Raw genomic sequence first — 16,045 nt, forward strand, 5'->3', positions numbered from 1 at the left:
TCGGCCTGCCGCACCGTTCTCAGCCCTCACCCGGCTCCCCGGCACCCTCCTGCGTGAAACGCGCAAGCGTCTGCGTGTAGCGCCGGGTCTGGAGGTGGCCGGCACCCAGCAGGCGCAGCCCGGCCTCGCACACCTGCTCCATCATCCGGCGCGCCTCCTCGCCGCGGGATTGGGCATGGAGCACGGTGGCCAGAAGATGCGCCGTCGCCATGGTCTTGGGATGCGCGAAGCCGTACAGGCGCCTCCTGGCGGCCAGGGCCAGCTGGACCTCGTCGTGGGCCAGCTGCAGGTGCCCCATGTCGTGCAGGACACACGCGTGGTTGTGGCGGGTGGTGGCGGTGCGGGGATGGTCTTCGCCCAGCCGAGCGACGCGGATGGCGAGGAGGGCCTGGTATTCCCCTCGGGCGGCCTCAAGGTCCCCGCGGTCGTGGAGGACCCGCGCCAGCTCGTGCCGGGCGGCCAGCGTATGCGGGTCCTGCTCGCCGCCGGTCTGCAGCCGGATCGCGAACACGCCCCGCAGGTGCGCCTCCGCCTCGTCCAGGCGCTCGAGGTCGTGCAGTAATCGGCCCAGCTCGTGCCGGGCGGTCAGCGTGTCGTGGTGCTCTGCGCCGTGGACGCGCTCCAGCGCGCGCCACACCCGACGACGCAGGGACTCGGCCTCCTCCAGCTCGCCCAAGTCGTGGAGCACCGAGGCCAGGTTGTGCTGGGTGGTGATGGTCTCCAGGTGTTCGCTGCCCAGAACGTCCCGCCGCACGGCCAGGACCCGCTCGAATTCCAGCCGGGCCTGCGGGAACAGTCCCTGGGTCTGCAGATAGCGGGCGGCCAGTTCCGCGGCGTCGGCACAGACCGTGCGCTGGGTGGCGCTGAGCTGGTCCCGGCCGGCTCCGGCGTGCTGCAGCAGATCCAAGGCGTGGGGGGTCAAGGCCGCCCAGGCGGGCCACGACTGCGGGTCCTCCGGAGGGACGCGGACCTCCTCCAGCCGCAATGCCTGCTCTATCAGCGTCACGGCGGTACTCGTCTCGGCCCGGGCGATGTCTCGGATCAGCGGATGCAGCCTCACGCAGGGCAGCCCTCCATGCTGTGCGGATACGTCAAGGGGATCCACCAGTCCCAGCGCGGCCAGTTCGCGCAGTGTGCGCCATAGCGTCGTCCCGTCCAGGTCGGCGAGGCCGGATACGACGGCCGACAGCATCGCCGGCCTCAGCAGCAGAGTGTAAGGAACCGGTGCCTCGCTGAACGCGGCCAGCACCGTCAGCAGCCGCCCGGCGTGAACAAAACCCATTTGATGCAGGAGCCGGATCGACATCTGCCAGGCATGGGCGATCACCCGCGCCGGGTTCAAACTGCTGTCCCGCTCGGACAGGGCCCGGTGGTAGGAGGAGAAGTCCGACGGCATCCCCGCATCCCGGAAGGCCCCCGGCATCCCATGGACCTCGGCGAGATAAGAACCGGCCATGGACAAAGCCAACGGCAGCCCGCCCAGCCGCACCCCCAGCGCACGGGCCGCCTCCACCGCCCCGGCCTGCCCGCCGGCATGATCCACCAGCACCAGCGCCGCATCCTCGGCACTCAACGGCCGCACCGCGTGCAACACCGCGGCCCTGCCCCACATCCGACCGACCCCATGGCGGGTGGCCGCCACCACCACACCCCCACGACATCCGTGAGGACGCAGCCACCCGGTACCCGCCGCCAGCCGACCAGGACCGTCCAACACACGGAGATCTTCCGCATTGTCGACGATCAACAGCCACGGACGGGCAGACCCGCCCAACTCCTCCCACAACACATCCGCCGCGTCGCCGCGGACATCCCCCGCCGCCAGGCCCACCTGCCGCGCCACAGCCCGCATACCGGCCGCAAAGGTCGCCGCATGGCGGGCGTCCACCCACCACACCCGTCGACTCCCCGCACCAGACAACCGATGGACCAACTCCAAAAGGACCGCCGTCTTTCCGCACCCGCTCATCCCGTGCAGAACGTGCACCCGCCCGTCGCTCTCCCGCGCACACAGCCGCAGCAGTTCCCCCACCAAAGCGTCGCGGCCCCGCAAGGGGTGCAGCGGATCCCGCTCGGCCACCGGCGGCGCCAGCGTCACCGCAGCGTCCTCGCGCCCCGCCGCCGCGGCCACCACCAACTGGGCGACGTCCATCCGGCCCGCAGCCACGCCACCGAACTGGGCGACCACCCCGCCAGCCGCATCCGCGGTGGGGAAGGACCCTACTGCTGCGGCCCGCGGGGGAAAGGGGGCGCAAGGTGAAGTCCGCCGTCCACCCGCACCACTGCGCCCGCCACGGACCCACCCTCCGCGCGCACCGAGACGTCCCCACCCGCAACGACACCACCCGCACCGGCCTGCTGCCCGGCCCGCGACGACGAACCCGCCTCCACCACCAGTGCACGCAACTCCGCAGCGACCCCCTCACGCTCAGCGGCGCTCAATCCCTCGACAAACACCTCCAGGCGCGCCTGCCACACGCTCTCCCAATACGCCCGCTGCCGCTCGACATCGCCCTCACCCGTCACCCCGGCCTCGGTCTGGTCCAGACGGACCAGTTCCGCCTCCCGGCGCTCGACGTCGCTCCTGCCCAGTAACGCAGCAGCCCTTCGACGCACACCCGCCCACGCATCGGTGCCGGCAGCCTGCACGACCGCCGTGCCCCCCGCCGCCGCTAACGCGGCCATCGACTCAGCTAACACACGCCCCCCAAGAGTCATCGAATTGCTTACTCGGCAAATCCCGTTCTCAACCGTTACGGCGTCGCCCGGCGATGCTCCAACGAATTCTTCCTCCGAATTCCGCATCTCACCCCTGCCCCCTTCCACCGACCACGAAGGAGGCCGACACACCCGCCACGCACGCCGGGCGAGCCGCCCGAAAGCAGCACCCGCCCACGACCACGCAGCGTGACACCGGAAAGGTCACAAAGGCCCCGGCGCTGCGTGTAGGGTCCGAGTCTGGCCGACGACGGCCCGCTGCCTCCAGGGCAGAGTTCAGACAGCCAGCTGCGCGCAACCGAAGGAGGCCTGGCGTGAGCCGCCGGCGGGCCGAGCGCGGCGATGACGACCCGCGCCGCAGGGAACTGCGGCTGCAGTACAAGACTCTCGTCGTCCCGCTGCAGTTCTACCTGTTCGTCAAATGTGCGGCCCTGCACATCGACCCCCGCAAAGTCGCCGACGAGACCTGCATCATGGCCTTCTCCCAGCCCCGCGACCCCCGCACCTACCGCACCCTGCGGGAGCGAGCGGACGGCATCGTCCAAGAACGCATCGACGCCGGCGTCGACCACCGCCCGGACGACTACTCCCTTGCGCAGGTGTTCGACACCTACTTCAAGGGCAAGTACCCCGTGGTCCGCGAAGGGCTCGCCGCCCTCGACGAACGCCCGCTCCACGAGCGGAAAACCCACGAAGACGAACTCCTGGAACTCCTCGCCAACGAAAACATCGCCGCGGTCATCGGCGCAGCCGTTTGTGAGAACCGAGAACAACAGAGGGGAGCACTCGCTAAGTTGGCGGACGCGAACGTCGACCTGAGCGTGCTCGAGTCGTTCTTCGCCGACGTGAGGAGACGCGCTAATGACGATCAAGACCAGAGATGATCTCGTCGTCCGGCTCTACCGCCCCTACGTACGGCTGAAAGCCGACATCCGCGCCGACGACCAGGACCTCGACCGACGCTTCGAACACATCATGGACGCCGTCGCATCCCCACCCGCCCCACCCCACCGCCCCGCAACAGCACCACGCCGCCGCCCGCCCCGCCCCACCACCGACACCCCCCGCACAGGGCGCCGACGCACCTGCGCCCTGGCCGCAGCGGTAGCCGCACTCACCACCACCGGCGGCCTGCTGCAGGGCGTCCTCGGCGCTGTAGTCTCCCTCAGCGCCAGCACCGTCTTAGCCTGCGCGGCCATCGCCCTCCACCACGGCACCCCCCGCCGCCGCCACTGAACAAGCACGCCGGTGACGTTGAGAAAGCCACGGAAACACCGGGACGTGCCGGGTGTCGCACTTCGTCAACATCAACGTTCGCGACGTCTTTCTGTGGGCCGAGGACACCGTGCGCTCCGGTTCGAGCCCGTGTTCCCACCATGCCTGATGAACTCCGGGAACCCATGCACGGCATCGGCTTCCACTTCGGTGACGACAGCCCAGAGACCGACGCCTCCCCGCCGGCCGTACTCGCTCTCGCCGAGCACCTGACCGGCGTCGCCATCACGCCGCAGTTGCCGGCAGGCACCGCATTCACCTGCGGCAGCGTCGAGATCAGGTGACCGTCCTCCCTCCGCGGCGACCTGCCGTACGTGCGGCCCGCCCGGACTCGGCTCGCGTCCACCTGCGGTGACGGTCACCGCCGACGGATAGGGGGCTGGTCAGCAGGAACCGTCTCCCTCGCTCGACACGCGAGTACTCACCTGGGCGAACCGACTGGCCCTCAACCCCACCTGCGTTGCCCATTCATGAGGACCCCCGCGGGGTGCGCTTGGTCGTCGACTCGCTGTCGTGGACCGCTGCGGGGAGACCCTCGCTCCGGTCGTTGTCAGGGCCGTCTATCTTCCCTCCACACGCCAATGATCATTGGGGGGCTGGTGTGCCGGGCGGGTGGCAGCAGGGGGTGCCGGCCGGCGCAGATCGTGATCATGTTCGGGGCTGGGGTTACCGGGGTGTGCCATGGGGGGGACAAGCGCTGCGACCTGCTGGGGTCATGCGATCAGGCCCGCCGGCTCCCGCGCGGCGCAGCCGGCGTCGGCGTACGCGTTCTTTGCGGCGCCACGGCACTGTCCTCCGCCACGCAGGGGTTGTGAGGGCCGGTCGAATCCGCAGCCGTGCTCCAAGACCGCTGACGCAGCCGCCGCTAGTCGGTGCCTGACGAAAAAATATGACCGTATATTGACCTGGCGTCGAATTTTGACTGCTGGTTCCGCATAATGAGGCCATGCGAACGACTCAACGTAAAGCCCAGGAAGTAGCAGAGCGTGATCAGAAGCTGGTGCGCGTCGCACTCGACATGGTCTGCCGGGACGGCTTCCACCATCTGACTCTGGGAAGGCTGGCCGAGGAGGCGGGCTACTCCAAAGGCACCGTCTACAACCACTTCACCTGCCTCGAAGACCTGCTCGTCGAGATCTCGGCGGAGAGCGCACGGCGCCAGCTGCGCTACTTCCAGACGATCGCGGACCTGCCGTGGGACGGGGTGCGGTCCGTGTACGGGATGGCGCTCGCCTACATGCGGCACGCGGAGGCGGCCCCGGTGCTGTTCGAGTGCAGCCTCACCGGGCGCGCAACCGACGCGGTCTGCAAGCTCGCCTCGGAACAACGGCTCAAGCGGCGTGACCTGGTCGAGGCGCAGATGGCGCAGGTCGTCGGGTACGCCGTGGAGCGCAGCGTCGCCGAGGGGGCCTTCAACAACGCCGAGGTGGAGGCGGCCGTGGCGGTGGACGCCCTGCGCGCCTACATCCTCGGCTACGCGGCCATGCATCTGCTCTCGCCCCGCTTCCTGTGGTCCGGCGAGGAGGCCGTCGACGCCCGCCTGAAGGTGATGACCTCCATGATCAGCGGTCTGGGCTGGACCCGTCTGGCCGCCGACGATGTGGCGAAGCTGTACCGGGAGGTGGCCGGCATCGTCGACTCGATCGCCGCGCAGCACGCGTAGATTCATCACTCTCCGTAGCCGCGGAGGGCGAGCCGCCCGCAGCCCTCTGTGCACGTTCTGTTCACACCCGTGATGACCATGAACTGGTTGTCAAAAAATGACTGATGGTCATAAAGTGTGGGTGCCCGGTCGGACCGGCCGGGCACGTGATGCGGAACGGAGGGGCAATGCGCATCAACATCGCTCGCCGCGGGAGTGCCCTGTGGCAGGCGTGCGTCGACCTTGCACGAGAGCGGTACGCACGGGACTACGAGGCACAGATCGCACCATCACCCGACAGCTTCATCGCCCTGTGCTCGGACGAGGGCACGGGGCCGGACGTCGTCCCGCTGGCCTGTGCGGGGCTGACGTACGGGGGAGAGCGCAGCCTCCTCATCGAGCACTACCTCGCCGACGCGGCGGCCGACGTCATATCCCGGCACACGCGCACCGAGTGCGAGCCGGCCGGCCTGGTCGAGGTCGGGCCGCTGGCCTCCAGCGAGCCCGGCGCCGGCCTGAAGCTCATCGGCATGGTGCCCGCGCTGTGCTGGTGCAACGGCGCCTCGTACCTGCTGTGCACCGTCACGAAACCGCTCGCCCGCACCCTGGCGCGGATCGGGCTGCAGTTCACCGGCCTTGCCGAGGCCCGCGAGGACGCCCTGCCGCCCGAGCAGCAGGGCACGTGGGGGTCGTACTACGACACCGCTCCCGTGGCCGGCTTCATCGACCTGCGGGCGTTCGACGCCGGTATCAACCGCGAGGCCGAGTCCGGCTACCACCTCGCCGTGACCTGGGGGCAGGAGGCCTCCCTGGCCACGCAGGGGGCGGGTGCCCGATGAGGAAGATCTACGACGGTCTGTACGCGCCCGAGCGCCGCGACCACGTCCTCGTCGAGCGCCTGGCCGCCGACGGCTCGGTCGCCGAGAGCTTCACCTACGCAGACCTCGCGGGCTGGAGCGGACAGATCCGCCGACTGCTCGCCGACCTCGGCGCGGACGCCGGGGCCACGGTGGGCGTGGTCGCGAGCAACGGCCCCGAGTGGGTGGCTGCCGATCTCGCGCTGCTGCTCGGCGGCTTTGTCGAGGTGCCCGTGCCGCTGGCCTTCTCCGGCGAGCAGGCCGCCTCGCTGCTGAAGGGGGTCCGGCTCTGCCTGGCCGACGCGGCCGGGGTCCGCAAGCTCGCCGAGTGGGGCCTGGACGGCGCGGTCACCGTCATCCCGATCGCCGCGGACAGCGGCGCCGGGCCCCGGGTCGCGAACCCCGACGGTCTTGAGCTGCCACCGGACGAGCGGATCATCAAGGTCATCCACACCTCGGGGACGACCGGTGCGCCCAAGGGCGTGAAAATCCGCTCGAAGGCGCTTGAGGCGCTGCTCGTGTCGCTCAACTCGGTCTCGCCCGAAGGGGTCTACTCCCGCTATCTCTCCCTGGTCCCGTTCAGCCTGCTCATCGAGCAGGTCACCGCGGTGTACCTGCCGATCATCAACGGCGGCCGGATGATCCTGCTGCCCGAGGACACCGCGCTCCTCGGTACCGCGGGCTCCCGCGCCGACGACGTGGTGACCTGGATGCGGGCCGGGCAGCCGACCGCTGCCGTGCTTCCGCCCGCCGCGGTGAGCGCCCTCGACAAAGCGGTGCGCGGGGCCGACGGGGGTTCGATCCTCGGCGACGGCGTGCGGCCGTTCCTGATGGCAGGCGGCGCGCCCGTCGACCTGGAGGCCCAACTCCGCCTGAACGAAGCCGGGTTGAGGGTGCACGAGGGATACGGTCTATCCGAGAACAGTTCGGTCGTCTCGTGGAACACGCCCGAGCACTGGCGGCCCGGCACGGTCGGCAGGCCGCTGCCGCACTGCGAGGTCCGGCTCTCCGAGGGCGGGGAGCTGATGGTGAAGTCGACGTCGCTGTTCGCCGGTTACACCGTCGAGGACCCGACCAGCCGCCCCGTCGACGAGGACGGATGGCTGCACACCGGCGACCGCGCCGAGATCGACGAGGACGGCTACATTCGCATCCTCGGCCGCCTGAAGAACGTGATCATCACCAGTCACGGACGCAACGTCTCGCCGGAGTGGGTCGAAGGCAGCCTGCGCAGCTGCCCGTCGGTGGTGGACGCCGTGGTGTTCGGCGAGGGCCTGGAACACCTGTCGGCCCTGCTGCTCACCGCCGAAGGCGCCGATGCCGAGGAGACGCGGCGTCAGGCGCACGCGTACGCCGAACGGCACCTGGCCGAGACCGACCGGCCCGAGCGCTTCTTCGTCGTGGCGGACAGCAGCGACTTCCGCCGCCAGTACTTCACCGTCACCGGCCGGCCACGGCGACAGAAGCTCTTCGACGACCTGATGACGGTCACCACCGCGTACGGCCGCTCGGACGACCTCATCCTCTGAGTCACACAAGAACGGGGACCCAGCCATGACAGTTGCCCAGAACACCCTGCGTCTGACCGCCATCGGCGACGGTGACGGCATGATGATCACACCTACCGGTACCGAGTCCGACTTCGCCGAGCTCTACCAGGCCGGCCTCGACGGCCTGCTCGCCGACACCGGGCACCTCCTCATCCGCGGATTCGCCCCGGGTGTCGAGGAGTTCAACGAGCTGGTGCGCCGCTACAGCGCCCGCACCACCCTCGACCCGGCCCGCACTTTCCACGGCAACGCCGCGCAGAAGGTCGACTCCGGGCACGATCCGATCGGTTTGCACCTGGAGAACGGGGCCACACCCTTCGCCCCCGACCTGCTGTGGTTCCACTGCGTCAAGGCCGCGAAGTCCGGCTCCGAGACGACCGTCTGCGACGGCTTCCGGGTCTGGGAGGCGCTGTCCGAGCGGGCCAGGAAGGTCTTTGCCGACAAGCCGGTGAAGTACGCGCGCAGTAATGTCCCGCAGGCCATGTGGCAGCGGCTCGCTGCCCACCTCACCGGCGGCGGCGCCACCCCGGCCGAGATGACGGTCGACCACCTCTACGCCGTGTCGAACAAGGGCGCCGACGTGGTCTTCACCGAGGCCGGCGACGGATCCCTGACCTACGAGTACTCGGTGTACGCGGCCCACCCCACCCGCACGTCCTCGCGCATCGCGTGGGCCAACAGCATCCTGGGGCCCTCGTTCAACTACGAGGCACCCGAGATCCGCTTCGCCGACGGCTCCCTGATACCCGACGACGTGATCGCCGAGTACACCGAGGTCTCCGAGAAGGTCACCGAGGAGATCCAGTGGGAGGACGGCGACATCGTCCTCATCGACAACACCCGGGTCATGCACGGCCGCCGGGCGATCACCGACCCCGAGCGCACCATCCTCAACGCCCAGAGCTACGCCAGGAGCTGACCCATGAAGTACGGCATCGTCATCCGCTACGAATTCGACCCCTCCTGGCTGCAACTGAGCCGCGAGCAGCGCGGTGCGAAGGAGGAAGTCTTCCAGAAGGAGATCGTCGGGCCGTTCGCCGACAAGATGTCGGTCCGTCACTTCGACGCCGAGGCGTTCGCCACGGACTACTCCGACTTCCTGTTCGTTGAGACCGACGACATCAAGACCTACTACTACTTCATCGAGAAGCTACGGGACAGCGAGTTCATCGCCCAGGGCTGGGCGCGCCTGCGCGACATCTCCATCGGGCTGCAGGACGGCTACAAGGAGTTCGAGAATGACCAGGCTTGACCAGTTCGACGGCATCGCCGAGGCCGTCCGCACCGAGCTTGCCTCGGTGACCCGGCTCGCGCACATCAACACCTTCCACCCCGGCGCCTTCGACTGGGCGGAGGCCGGCACTCGGGCGGAGCGCGAGTTCGTCTCCCTTGTCGCCTACGGGGAGACCGGCCACGAGGCCGAGGCCGTCGCCTACCTCACCAAGGAGCTGGCGCAGCTCGCCGAGATCGAGCGCCACGTCAGCACGGTCATGACCATGGTGATGGGGGAGCTGCACGACCTGCGTGACGCCATCAACCTCGGGCACGAGCTGCACAACGCGCTGTCCTGCTTCGCCGCCGAGGAGATCCAGCACGCCAACACCTTCTACCGGTACGTGCGGGCCCTCTCCGGCGCCGAACCCCGCGTCGACAAAGCCCTGTTCGACGAGCGGCTCGACGTCTTCCGCACCAACGACCACCCCTACGTCAAACTCGTCGCGCTGTGCTGCTCGGCGTACGTCGGGGAGTCAGTGATCACCGTGTTCGAGCACCGTACTGACGCGCTCGACCCGGATCGGGCCCGCTTCTTCACCCGCCTCCTGCACACGCACGGCCTCGACGAGGCCCGGCACGTGAAGATCGACCACGTGGCGATGAAGCTGATCTACCCGGCGCTCACCGCCGAGCAGCAGCAGCGGGTCCGCGAACTACTCGACGAAATAGAGGATTTGAACCGGAAGCTGGCCGCGACCTTCGAAGAGCGCACCCGGCAGCTGCTCGACGTCGACTTCGTCACCGGCAACCCGGCGGCCGCCGTGCAGCTGGAGATGACGAAGGCGTTCGGCGGCAAGGTCTTCGCCGAGGATGGCACGCTCTACAGCGTCGACGAGATCCTCGACGACGAACTCAGGCGGCTCATCCTGGAGTTCTCCGGCGTCGACCGCGTGCACGCTGCCGCTATCGTGCCGCCGGTGAAGGTGCCGAGCACGGCGGGGGGCACGTCGTGACATCCTCGGCAGTAGGGGCGGGCACCGGCCCGAACACCGCGGCGCCCGCCCGCTCGACGGTGGCCGGGGGCAAGGTCGCCGTCGGTGCCGCAGTGCTTGCCCTGCTCCTAGCCGCGATGGACGCCACCGTCATGGGCACCGTGCTGCCCAGCGTCCTGTCGGACGTCGGCGGCGGCTCGGGCGGCGGATACGCCTGGCTGGTCTCCGGGTTCATGCTGGCCCAGGTGGCCGGCACCCCGCTGGCCGGCTGGGTCGCCGACCGGCTCGACGACCGGGTCCTCGCCGCCGGCTCGACGCTGGTCTTCCTCGGCGCCTCGGTCCTGGCCGGGATCGCGGGCTCGTTCGATGTCCTGGTCGCGGCCCGCGTGCTGCATGGCCTGGCGGCCGGCGCGATCGTCGTCTCCAGCTACGTGATCGTCGGCCGGGTCTTCGGCCCTGAGCGGCGCGCCAAGGCCCAGTCGCTGCTGAGCATGGTCTGGGGTGTGGCCGCGGTCCTCGGCCCGGTCGTCGGCGCGGCGGTCACCGAGGCATGGGGCTGGCGCTGGGTGTTCTTCCTGAACGTGCCGCTGTGCGCGCTCGTCGTCCTCGCGATCGTGCTCGCACTGCCCAGGCGGGAAGGCGTCTTGGGGCAGCAGAAACGCTCCGGCTTCCCGGCGGGGGAGTATCTGCTTGTCACAGGCGGATCGGCGCTGGTCCTCGTCGGGCTGCAGGGTGGCGAGCTGGGCCTCGGCACGGTCGGCGGCGTCCTCGCCGCGGTCGTCGGCCTGGTGGCCCTGGCCCTGGTGCGGCGCTGCGGCGGCGGCCTCGTGCCGCGCCAGATCCTCGCCCGCACCCCGTCCGGGGGAGCGGCCCTGGCCACGGTCGGCGCCTGCGTCGTGATGTACGCGACGGTCACGGTGCTGCCCGTGCAGCTGGCCGCCTCCGGGACCTCGACCACCGGGATCGCCGTGGTCGTCGGCCTGGCCGCGCTCGGCTGGGTGGCAGGCAGCGCCACCACGGGCGGACTCGTGGCCCAGCAGGGCTACCGGCCGCCGATGCTGACGGGCGCGCTCGCCCTGCTGGTGAGCGCCGTGCTCAGCGCCACCGGTGAACTCGCCTGGCTGGCAGGCACGTTGGCCGGAATCGGCACGGGCGCCGTCACGGCCACAACGCTGGCGCTCATCCAGGACCAGTCACCCCCCGAGCAGCTGGGCGTGGCCACCTCGGCCGCGACGATGCTGCGCAACATCGGCTCGGCGGCCGGCGTGAACGCCATCGCGGCCCTGACCGCGGCGCTGGCCGCCACCTCCCACCAGGGCCAGCAGAACCGGGCGTTCTGGGTGCTAGCCGCGGTGGTCGTCGTGGCCGTCCTGGTCCCGGCCGTGGCGGCCCCCCGGCGCCGCACAACCACTGGGTGACACCCAAACCCGGGGTCGTCCCCGAGGGGCGGCGGGCGCAATCCGCCCGCCGCCCCCGGGCAGGGCAGCGCACAGGTCCGAGTGACGAAGAGAAGGAACACAGATGCCCCAGACCGCGACACGCACCTCGGCGCCTGAAATACGCCACGCCCCAAACCCCTGGCATCGCAGAAGAGTTGTGCTCCTCCGCGCCCTCTCGGTCCTCGCCTTGTTCGACACCCTGATACAGGCGGCGCTCGCCGGCCTGTTCATCACCGGCGACGTCGCCTTCCTGGACTGGCACGCGGCCAACGCCTCCGTACTGGCCCTCATCGTCGCCCTCGAAGCGATCACCGCGTACCTGGTCTGGCGCCCGGGCCGCGGCCCGATCGGACCGTTCCTCCTGGCAGTAGGCCTGGTCCTGCTCGTCGGCGCACAGCAGGCTCTGGGGGAGTCCCGCATGCTGGGCGGCCACGTGCCGCTGGGCATGGCCATTTTCGGCATCGGCGCCGTGCTGGCGTACTGGTCCTTCTCCTCTGCGCACGAGGGAGGCCCCAAGTGACGTCACGGCGGAGCGTCTTGGGCCTGATCGCGGGAGGCGCGGCAGGCCTCGCGGTGCCCGCGGGCGCGGCCGCGTACGCCCAGTGGGCCGGCGAGGGCACCGGCAAGGTCCTGACGAGCCGGATCCCGCTGCCGAAACCGTTCGCCGTGCCGCTACCGACCCCGCCCCGCGCCCGCCCGGCGCGCACCACCCGCACCACGGACCACTACGAGCTGACGCAGCGTGCCTCGGCGGTGGAGATCCTGCCCGGCACCAGGACGACCGTCTGGGGCTACGACGGGATCTTCCCCGGCCCTACGATCACCGCCCGCTCCGGCCGCAGCACCTCGGTCCGCGTCATCAACTCCCTGACTGTGCCGACCTCGACACATCTGCACGGCGGCGTCACACCCCCGCATTCCGACGGCTACCCGACGGACGTGGTGGTGCCGGCCATGTGCGGCGACGCTTTCACATCCGGCCACATGCAGAGCATGGGCAACGGCATGCACACATCCGCCTCCCACTGGACCCTCTCGCAGGGCAGCAAGACATACGAGTATCCGCTCAAACAGCGGGCCGCGACGCTCTGGTACCACGACCACCGGATGGACTTCAGCGCCCCCCAGGTCTGGCGCGGCCTGGCCGGATTCTTCCTGGTCCACGACGACGAGGAGGACGCGCTCACGCTGCCCGGCGGCGACCGCGACCTGCCCCTGATGCTTTGCGACCGGGCCTTCGAGGCAGACGGCTCCTTCCGCTACCCGGGCCACGACCTCTCCTGCACCGGCACCCCCGGCGTCCAGGACGCCTACATGGACGGTGTACTGGGCGACGTACAACTGGTCAACGGGGCTCCCTGGCCCGAGGCCGAGATCCCGGCCGCCCGCCACCGGCTGCGCCTCCTAAACGCCTCCAACGCCCGCCGCTATGACCTCCGCCTGGAACTGGAACATGGCGGCATCCTGCCGGTCACCCAGGTCGGCGGCGACGCCGGACTCCTGCGCGCGCCCCAGCGGCTCGACACTGTCCCCCTCGCACCCGCCGAACGCTTCGACGTCGTCGTCGACTTCTCGCAGTGCCCGGTCGGCAGCCACGTCACCCTGGTCAACACCGTGGCCGGCGGCCGCATGCGGCAGGTCATGCGCTTCCGCGTCGCCCGCAAGGCGACGGATGACAGCCACGTTCCCGCCCGCCTCTCCTCATACGAGCCGCTCACCCCGGCCGTCGCCGTCGCGACCCGGCACTTCGACTTCCGTCGTACCAACGACCGGTGGACGATCAATGGCCGTCGCTTCAGCACCGCCGAGACGTTGGCCCGCCCGCGCCTTGGCACCGTCGAACGCTGGCGCCTGAGCAGCGATTTCCACCACCCCGTCCATCTGCACATGGCCCACTTCCAGGTCCTCTCGCGCGGCGGCCGGCGCCCGGAGGCCAGCGACGCGGGCTGGAAGGACACCGTAGATGTTCGCCCCTACGAGGTGGTGGAGATCCTCGCCCGCTTCGACGGCTATCACGGCCGCTACATGCTGCACTGCCACAACCTTGAGCACGAGGACATGGCGATGATGGCGAATTTCGAGGTGGTCTGACCAGTCTCGCCACCGTCATCGCGACCGCCCGACCGCACTCCGGGGGCAAGTCCGCGCACATCCAATTGTTGATCGCCGGCCCAGGTCAAAGGGGACCCACAGGCGGCAGAGCATCGCCTTTAGGCAGCCAGACGCCAGCGCCCCACTCATCGAGTTCGTCACGGAGGTGTTCGTAGTCGGTCATCGCCCGGCCGGGCCAGAATCCGGGAGGTTGGTGAAGTGGGCGAGTTCGTGGACGAGGACGCGGAGACGATCACGACGCTGTCGGCCAGGGCCCTTGGAGTGAGGGGCCGACCATTCCGATGGAGGGTGGCTATTCGCAAGTAATCCAGACAAAGTAGATTCCTTCGGGTCTGATGGTTTCCAAAGATTACGTCCACTGCGAAGGCCACGTGGACATGATTTTAACCAAGGGGGAAAGTGATGAACACTCAAGGACGGCTGACTTTAGAGTTCGTGCACGTCGCTCGGGGGGAGGGTGACGTTAGGTGGGTATTCCGTGACCGCTACACCTTCAAGGCGGAGAAGAAGGACACCTACGGGGCGTTCGGTCTGCTGGAAGTAGTGCTCCACCCCGGTTCGGGCGCCCCGCCGCACACCCACCACGGGGAGGACGAGGCCGCCTACATTCTCGAAGGTAGCCTGGAAGTCCGCTGCGAAGGCCACGTGGAGGTGGTCGGGACGGGATCCTTCGTATTCTTGCCTCGCGGAAAGGCTCACAGCTACAGCGTCCTTGGCGACGTGCCGGTCAAGCTGCTGGCCTGGTACACGCCGGGCGGCGCTGAAGGCTACTTCAAGAAGCTGGGCATTTCGGCCCTCAATGGGGAGCCCCGGCCGCCGGCCGAGCGGTTGTCGATCGACACTCTGACGGCCAGCGCGGTCGCCCAGGAATTCGATGTGGACCGCTAGTAAATTCAGTCTCGGACCCTTGATGATTGAGTCAAGTTTTTCGATGGCGCAGATTGATGTGCCCGTTTGGGGACTGGGTTTCGGGCCAGCCGATACACAGTGCATTGGTAGGAATCAAGCGCAGTTCTAGTGGGGCGGATGGCTGGAAATTAGGAGGCGGTCACCCCTCGAGCATGGTGAGTAGTGTGCATGATCGAGGGTGGCCGCTACATGCTACTCATTTTCGGGTATTGACCTGACTGAGAGCGGCGAGCTGTGGGCTTTGCAGGTGCCACAACGGACACCGATCTGGGCGCCAGGGCCCCCAGGTAGTACGACTGTCGTCCGGGCTGTGGCACGCCGTTCGTAGGCACCAACGCCGGCGCCTGCTTGAACTGGTCAACGAGCTCGACCAGTTGCCCCCCGGAACCGGTCGGCCTACGCCTGAAGGGAAAAACGCCCAACGGCTCCGCGCCACAGCCGACGCCCACGACGCCACCCACTTCCCGGCTCCATCCGCGCCCGGGACGGCCGGAGGTGGCGGACAGTTCCGTGGGCGGTCCGCTGCTGTGGCCGGTGGATGAGCCCTGGCCGGTGTGCGCCGAGTCCCACAGCCGTGCGCGTGGCCGACGCCCGGCGGACATCCACCGGTGGCGGCAGGTCCTGGCTTCCGCATGGCTGCGTGAACCGAACCCTGGCCCCACGGACGCAGAACGGCGGCTGCTGAAGGAACTGGGCCAGGACCACCGCGTTGAAGAGGCTGCCGCAGCCGATCCGCTGCCGCTGATCGGCCTTGCACAGTTCTACCGCAGGGACGTCCCCGACCTGCCGGCCGGGCCGGACGACTGCGATCTGCTGCAGGTGTTCTGGTGCCCTTTCGACGCACACGGCCCGACCGGCTACCGCATGCTGCTCGACCTGCGCTGGCGCCGGTCGTGGGAGGTCGCCGCGGTGCTGGCGTCACCGCCGCAGCCGCAGGTCGTCGGCTTCGAAGGGTACGTGCCCGAACCCTGCGTGCTGCACCCGGAGCAGGTGGCCACCTACCCGTTCGCCGGCCTCCTCCCGCAGGACCTGTGCGCGCGGATCGACGCCTGGGAAGAGGCCCTGGAGGAGGAGGCCGAGCAGCCGCGGGCGGCAGTGGCCCTGCGCCGGGGTCGGCCTGTCGGCATGGGGGTGGGGCTCGAGCCTGCAGCGGCCCGCTCACACCACCACTGCGCCCTCCAGGCCTGCACGTGTTCATCCTGGACGATGACCTCACCCGCGGCCCTCGGCAGGGTGCCGCCAGGGCCGGAGGCGGGGGCGAGGGCAGCCGGAAGCCGCGCTGTCCGATCGCGCTCCGGTCGTGCCTGGGCCGGGGAGGTGGGGCTGCGGTGAGCGG

16 protein-coding genes are annotated in these 16,045 nt (G+C 69.5%); 14 read left to right on the forward strand and 2 right to left on the reverse strand.

The window, feature by feature from the left end; all coding sequences use genetic code 11:
* Window positions 1-19 precede the first annotated feature (19 nt).
* Window positions 20-2,188: a tetratricopeptide repeat protein gene (locus ACF1A5_RS31435; RefSeq protein WP_392196257.1), complete on the reverse strand. Its 2,169-nt coding sequence runs from the start codon at window positions 2,186-2,188 to the stop codon at window positions 20-22.
* 32 nt (window positions 2,189-2,220) lie between these two features.
* Window positions 2,221-2,685 (reverse strand): hypothetical protein, encoded by a 465-nt coding sequence (locus ACF1A5_RS31440; protein ID WP_392196258.1) that lies wholly within the window; start codon window positions 2,683-2,685, stop codon window positions 2,221-2,223.
* A 347-nt stretch (window positions 2,686-3,032) separates the two neighbouring features.
* Between ACF1A5_RS31440 and ACF1A5_RS31445 the strand changes: the two genes are divergently transcribed.
* From ACF1A5_RS31445 to ACF1A5_RS31510, 14 genes are all read left to right on the forward strand, one after another.
* On the forward strand, window positions 3,033-3,602 hold the full coding sequence (locus tag ACF1A5_RS31445; RefSeq protein ID WP_392196259.1) for a hypothetical protein: 570 nt from the start codon (window positions 3,033-3,035) through the stop codon (window positions 3,600-3,602).
* Window positions 3,580-3,954 (forward strand): hypothetical protein, encoded by a 375-nt coding sequence (locus tag ACF1A5_RS31450; protein WP_392196260.1) that lies wholly within the window; start codon window positions 3,580-3,582, stop codon window positions 3,952-3,954. The genes ACF1A5_RS31445 and ACF1A5_RS31450 overlap by 23 nt, the downstream gene beginning before the upstream one ends.
* Window positions 3,951-4,277 (forward strand): DUF6461 domain-containing protein, encoded by a 327-nt coding sequence (locus tag ACF1A5_RS31455; RefSeq protein ID WP_392196301.1) that lies wholly within the window; start codon window positions 3,951-3,953, stop codon window positions 4,275-4,277. Before ACF1A5_RS31450 ends, ACF1A5_RS31455 begins: the two co-directional genes overlap by 4 nt.
* Window positions 4,278-4,939: 662 nt before the next feature.
* Window positions 4,940-5,656, forward strand: coding sequence for a TetR/AcrR family transcriptional regulator (locus tag ACF1A5_RS31460; protein ID WP_392196261.1), 717 nt, complete (start codon window positions 4,940-4,942; stop codon window positions 5,654-5,656).
* Between the two features lie 167 nt (window positions 5,657-5,823).
* A complete protein-coding gene (locus ACF1A5_RS31465; RefSeq protein WP_392196262.1) occupies window positions 5,824-6,474 on the forward strand; it encodes a thermostable hemolysin in 651 nt (216 codons plus the stop codon).
* On the forward strand, window positions 6,471-8,021 hold the full coding sequence (locus ACF1A5_RS31470) for an AMP-binding protein (RefSeq protein ID WP_392196263.1): 1,551 nt from the start codon (window positions 6,471-6,473) through the stop codon (window positions 8,019-8,021). The genes ACF1A5_RS31465 and ACF1A5_RS31470 overlap by 4 nt, the downstream gene beginning before the upstream one ends.
* A 25-nt stretch (window positions 8,022-8,046) precedes the next feature.
* Entirely contained in the window at window positions 8,047-8,961 is a 915-nt protein-coding gene (locus ACF1A5_RS31475) for a TauD/TfdA family dioxygenase (protein WP_392196264.1), read from the forward strand.
* 3 nt (window positions 8,962-8,964) lie between these two features.
* Window positions 8,965-9,294 carry a darcynin family protein gene (locus ACF1A5_RS31480; protein WP_392196265.1) on the forward strand — a complete coding sequence of 110 codons (330 nt, stop codon included), beginning with the start codon at window positions 8,965-8,967 and terminating at the stop codon, window positions 9,292-9,294.
* Window positions 9,281-10,270 (forward strand): hypothetical protein, encoded by a 990-nt coding sequence (locus ACF1A5_RS31485; protein WP_392196266.1) that lies wholly within the window; start codon window positions 9,281-9,283, stop codon window positions 10,268-10,270. The genes ACF1A5_RS31480 and ACF1A5_RS31485 overlap by 14 nt, the downstream gene beginning before the upstream one ends.
* Window positions 10,267-11,667 carry an MFS transporter gene (locus ACF1A5_RS31490; protein ID WP_392196267.1) on the forward strand — a complete coding sequence of 467 codons (1,401 nt, stop codon included), beginning with the start codon at window positions 10,267-10,269 and terminating at the stop codon, window positions 11,665-11,667. Before ACF1A5_RS31485 ends, ACF1A5_RS31490 begins: the two co-directional genes overlap by 4 nt.
* Before the next feature lie 178 nt (window positions 11,668-11,845).
* On the forward strand, window positions 11,846-12,208 hold the full coding sequence (locus tag ACF1A5_RS31495) for a hypothetical protein (RefSeq protein WP_392196268.1): 363 nt from the start codon (window positions 11,846-11,848) through the stop codon (window positions 12,206-12,208).
* Window positions 12,205-13,779: a multicopper oxidase family protein gene (locus tag ACF1A5_RS31500; protein WP_392196269.1), complete on the forward strand. Its 1,575-nt coding sequence runs from the start codon at window positions 12,205-12,207 to the stop codon at window positions 13,777-13,779. The genes ACF1A5_RS31495 and ACF1A5_RS31500 overlap by 4 nt, the downstream gene beginning before the upstream one ends.
* A gap of 423 nt (window positions 13,780-14,202) precedes the next feature.
* Window positions 14,203-14,688, forward strand: a complete 486-nt coding sequence (locus ACF1A5_RS31505; RefSeq protein ID WP_392196270.1) for a cupin domain-containing protein — start codon at window positions 14,203-14,205, stop codon at window positions 14,686-14,688.
* Window positions 14,689-15,204: 516 nt separating this feature from the next.
* Window positions 15,205-16,041 (forward strand): hypothetical protein, encoded by an 837-nt coding sequence (locus ACF1A5_RS31510; RefSeq protein ID WP_392196271.1) that lies wholly within the window; start codon window positions 15,205-15,207, stop codon window positions 16,039-16,041.
* Window positions 16,042-16,045: the final 4 nt, after the last annotated feature.

The sequence above is a fragment of the Streptomyces sp. NPDC014864 genome (genome assembly GCF_043081525.1).
Taxonomy (GTDB): Bacteria; Actinomycetota; Actinomycetes; order Streptomycetales; family Streptomycetaceae; genus Streptomyces.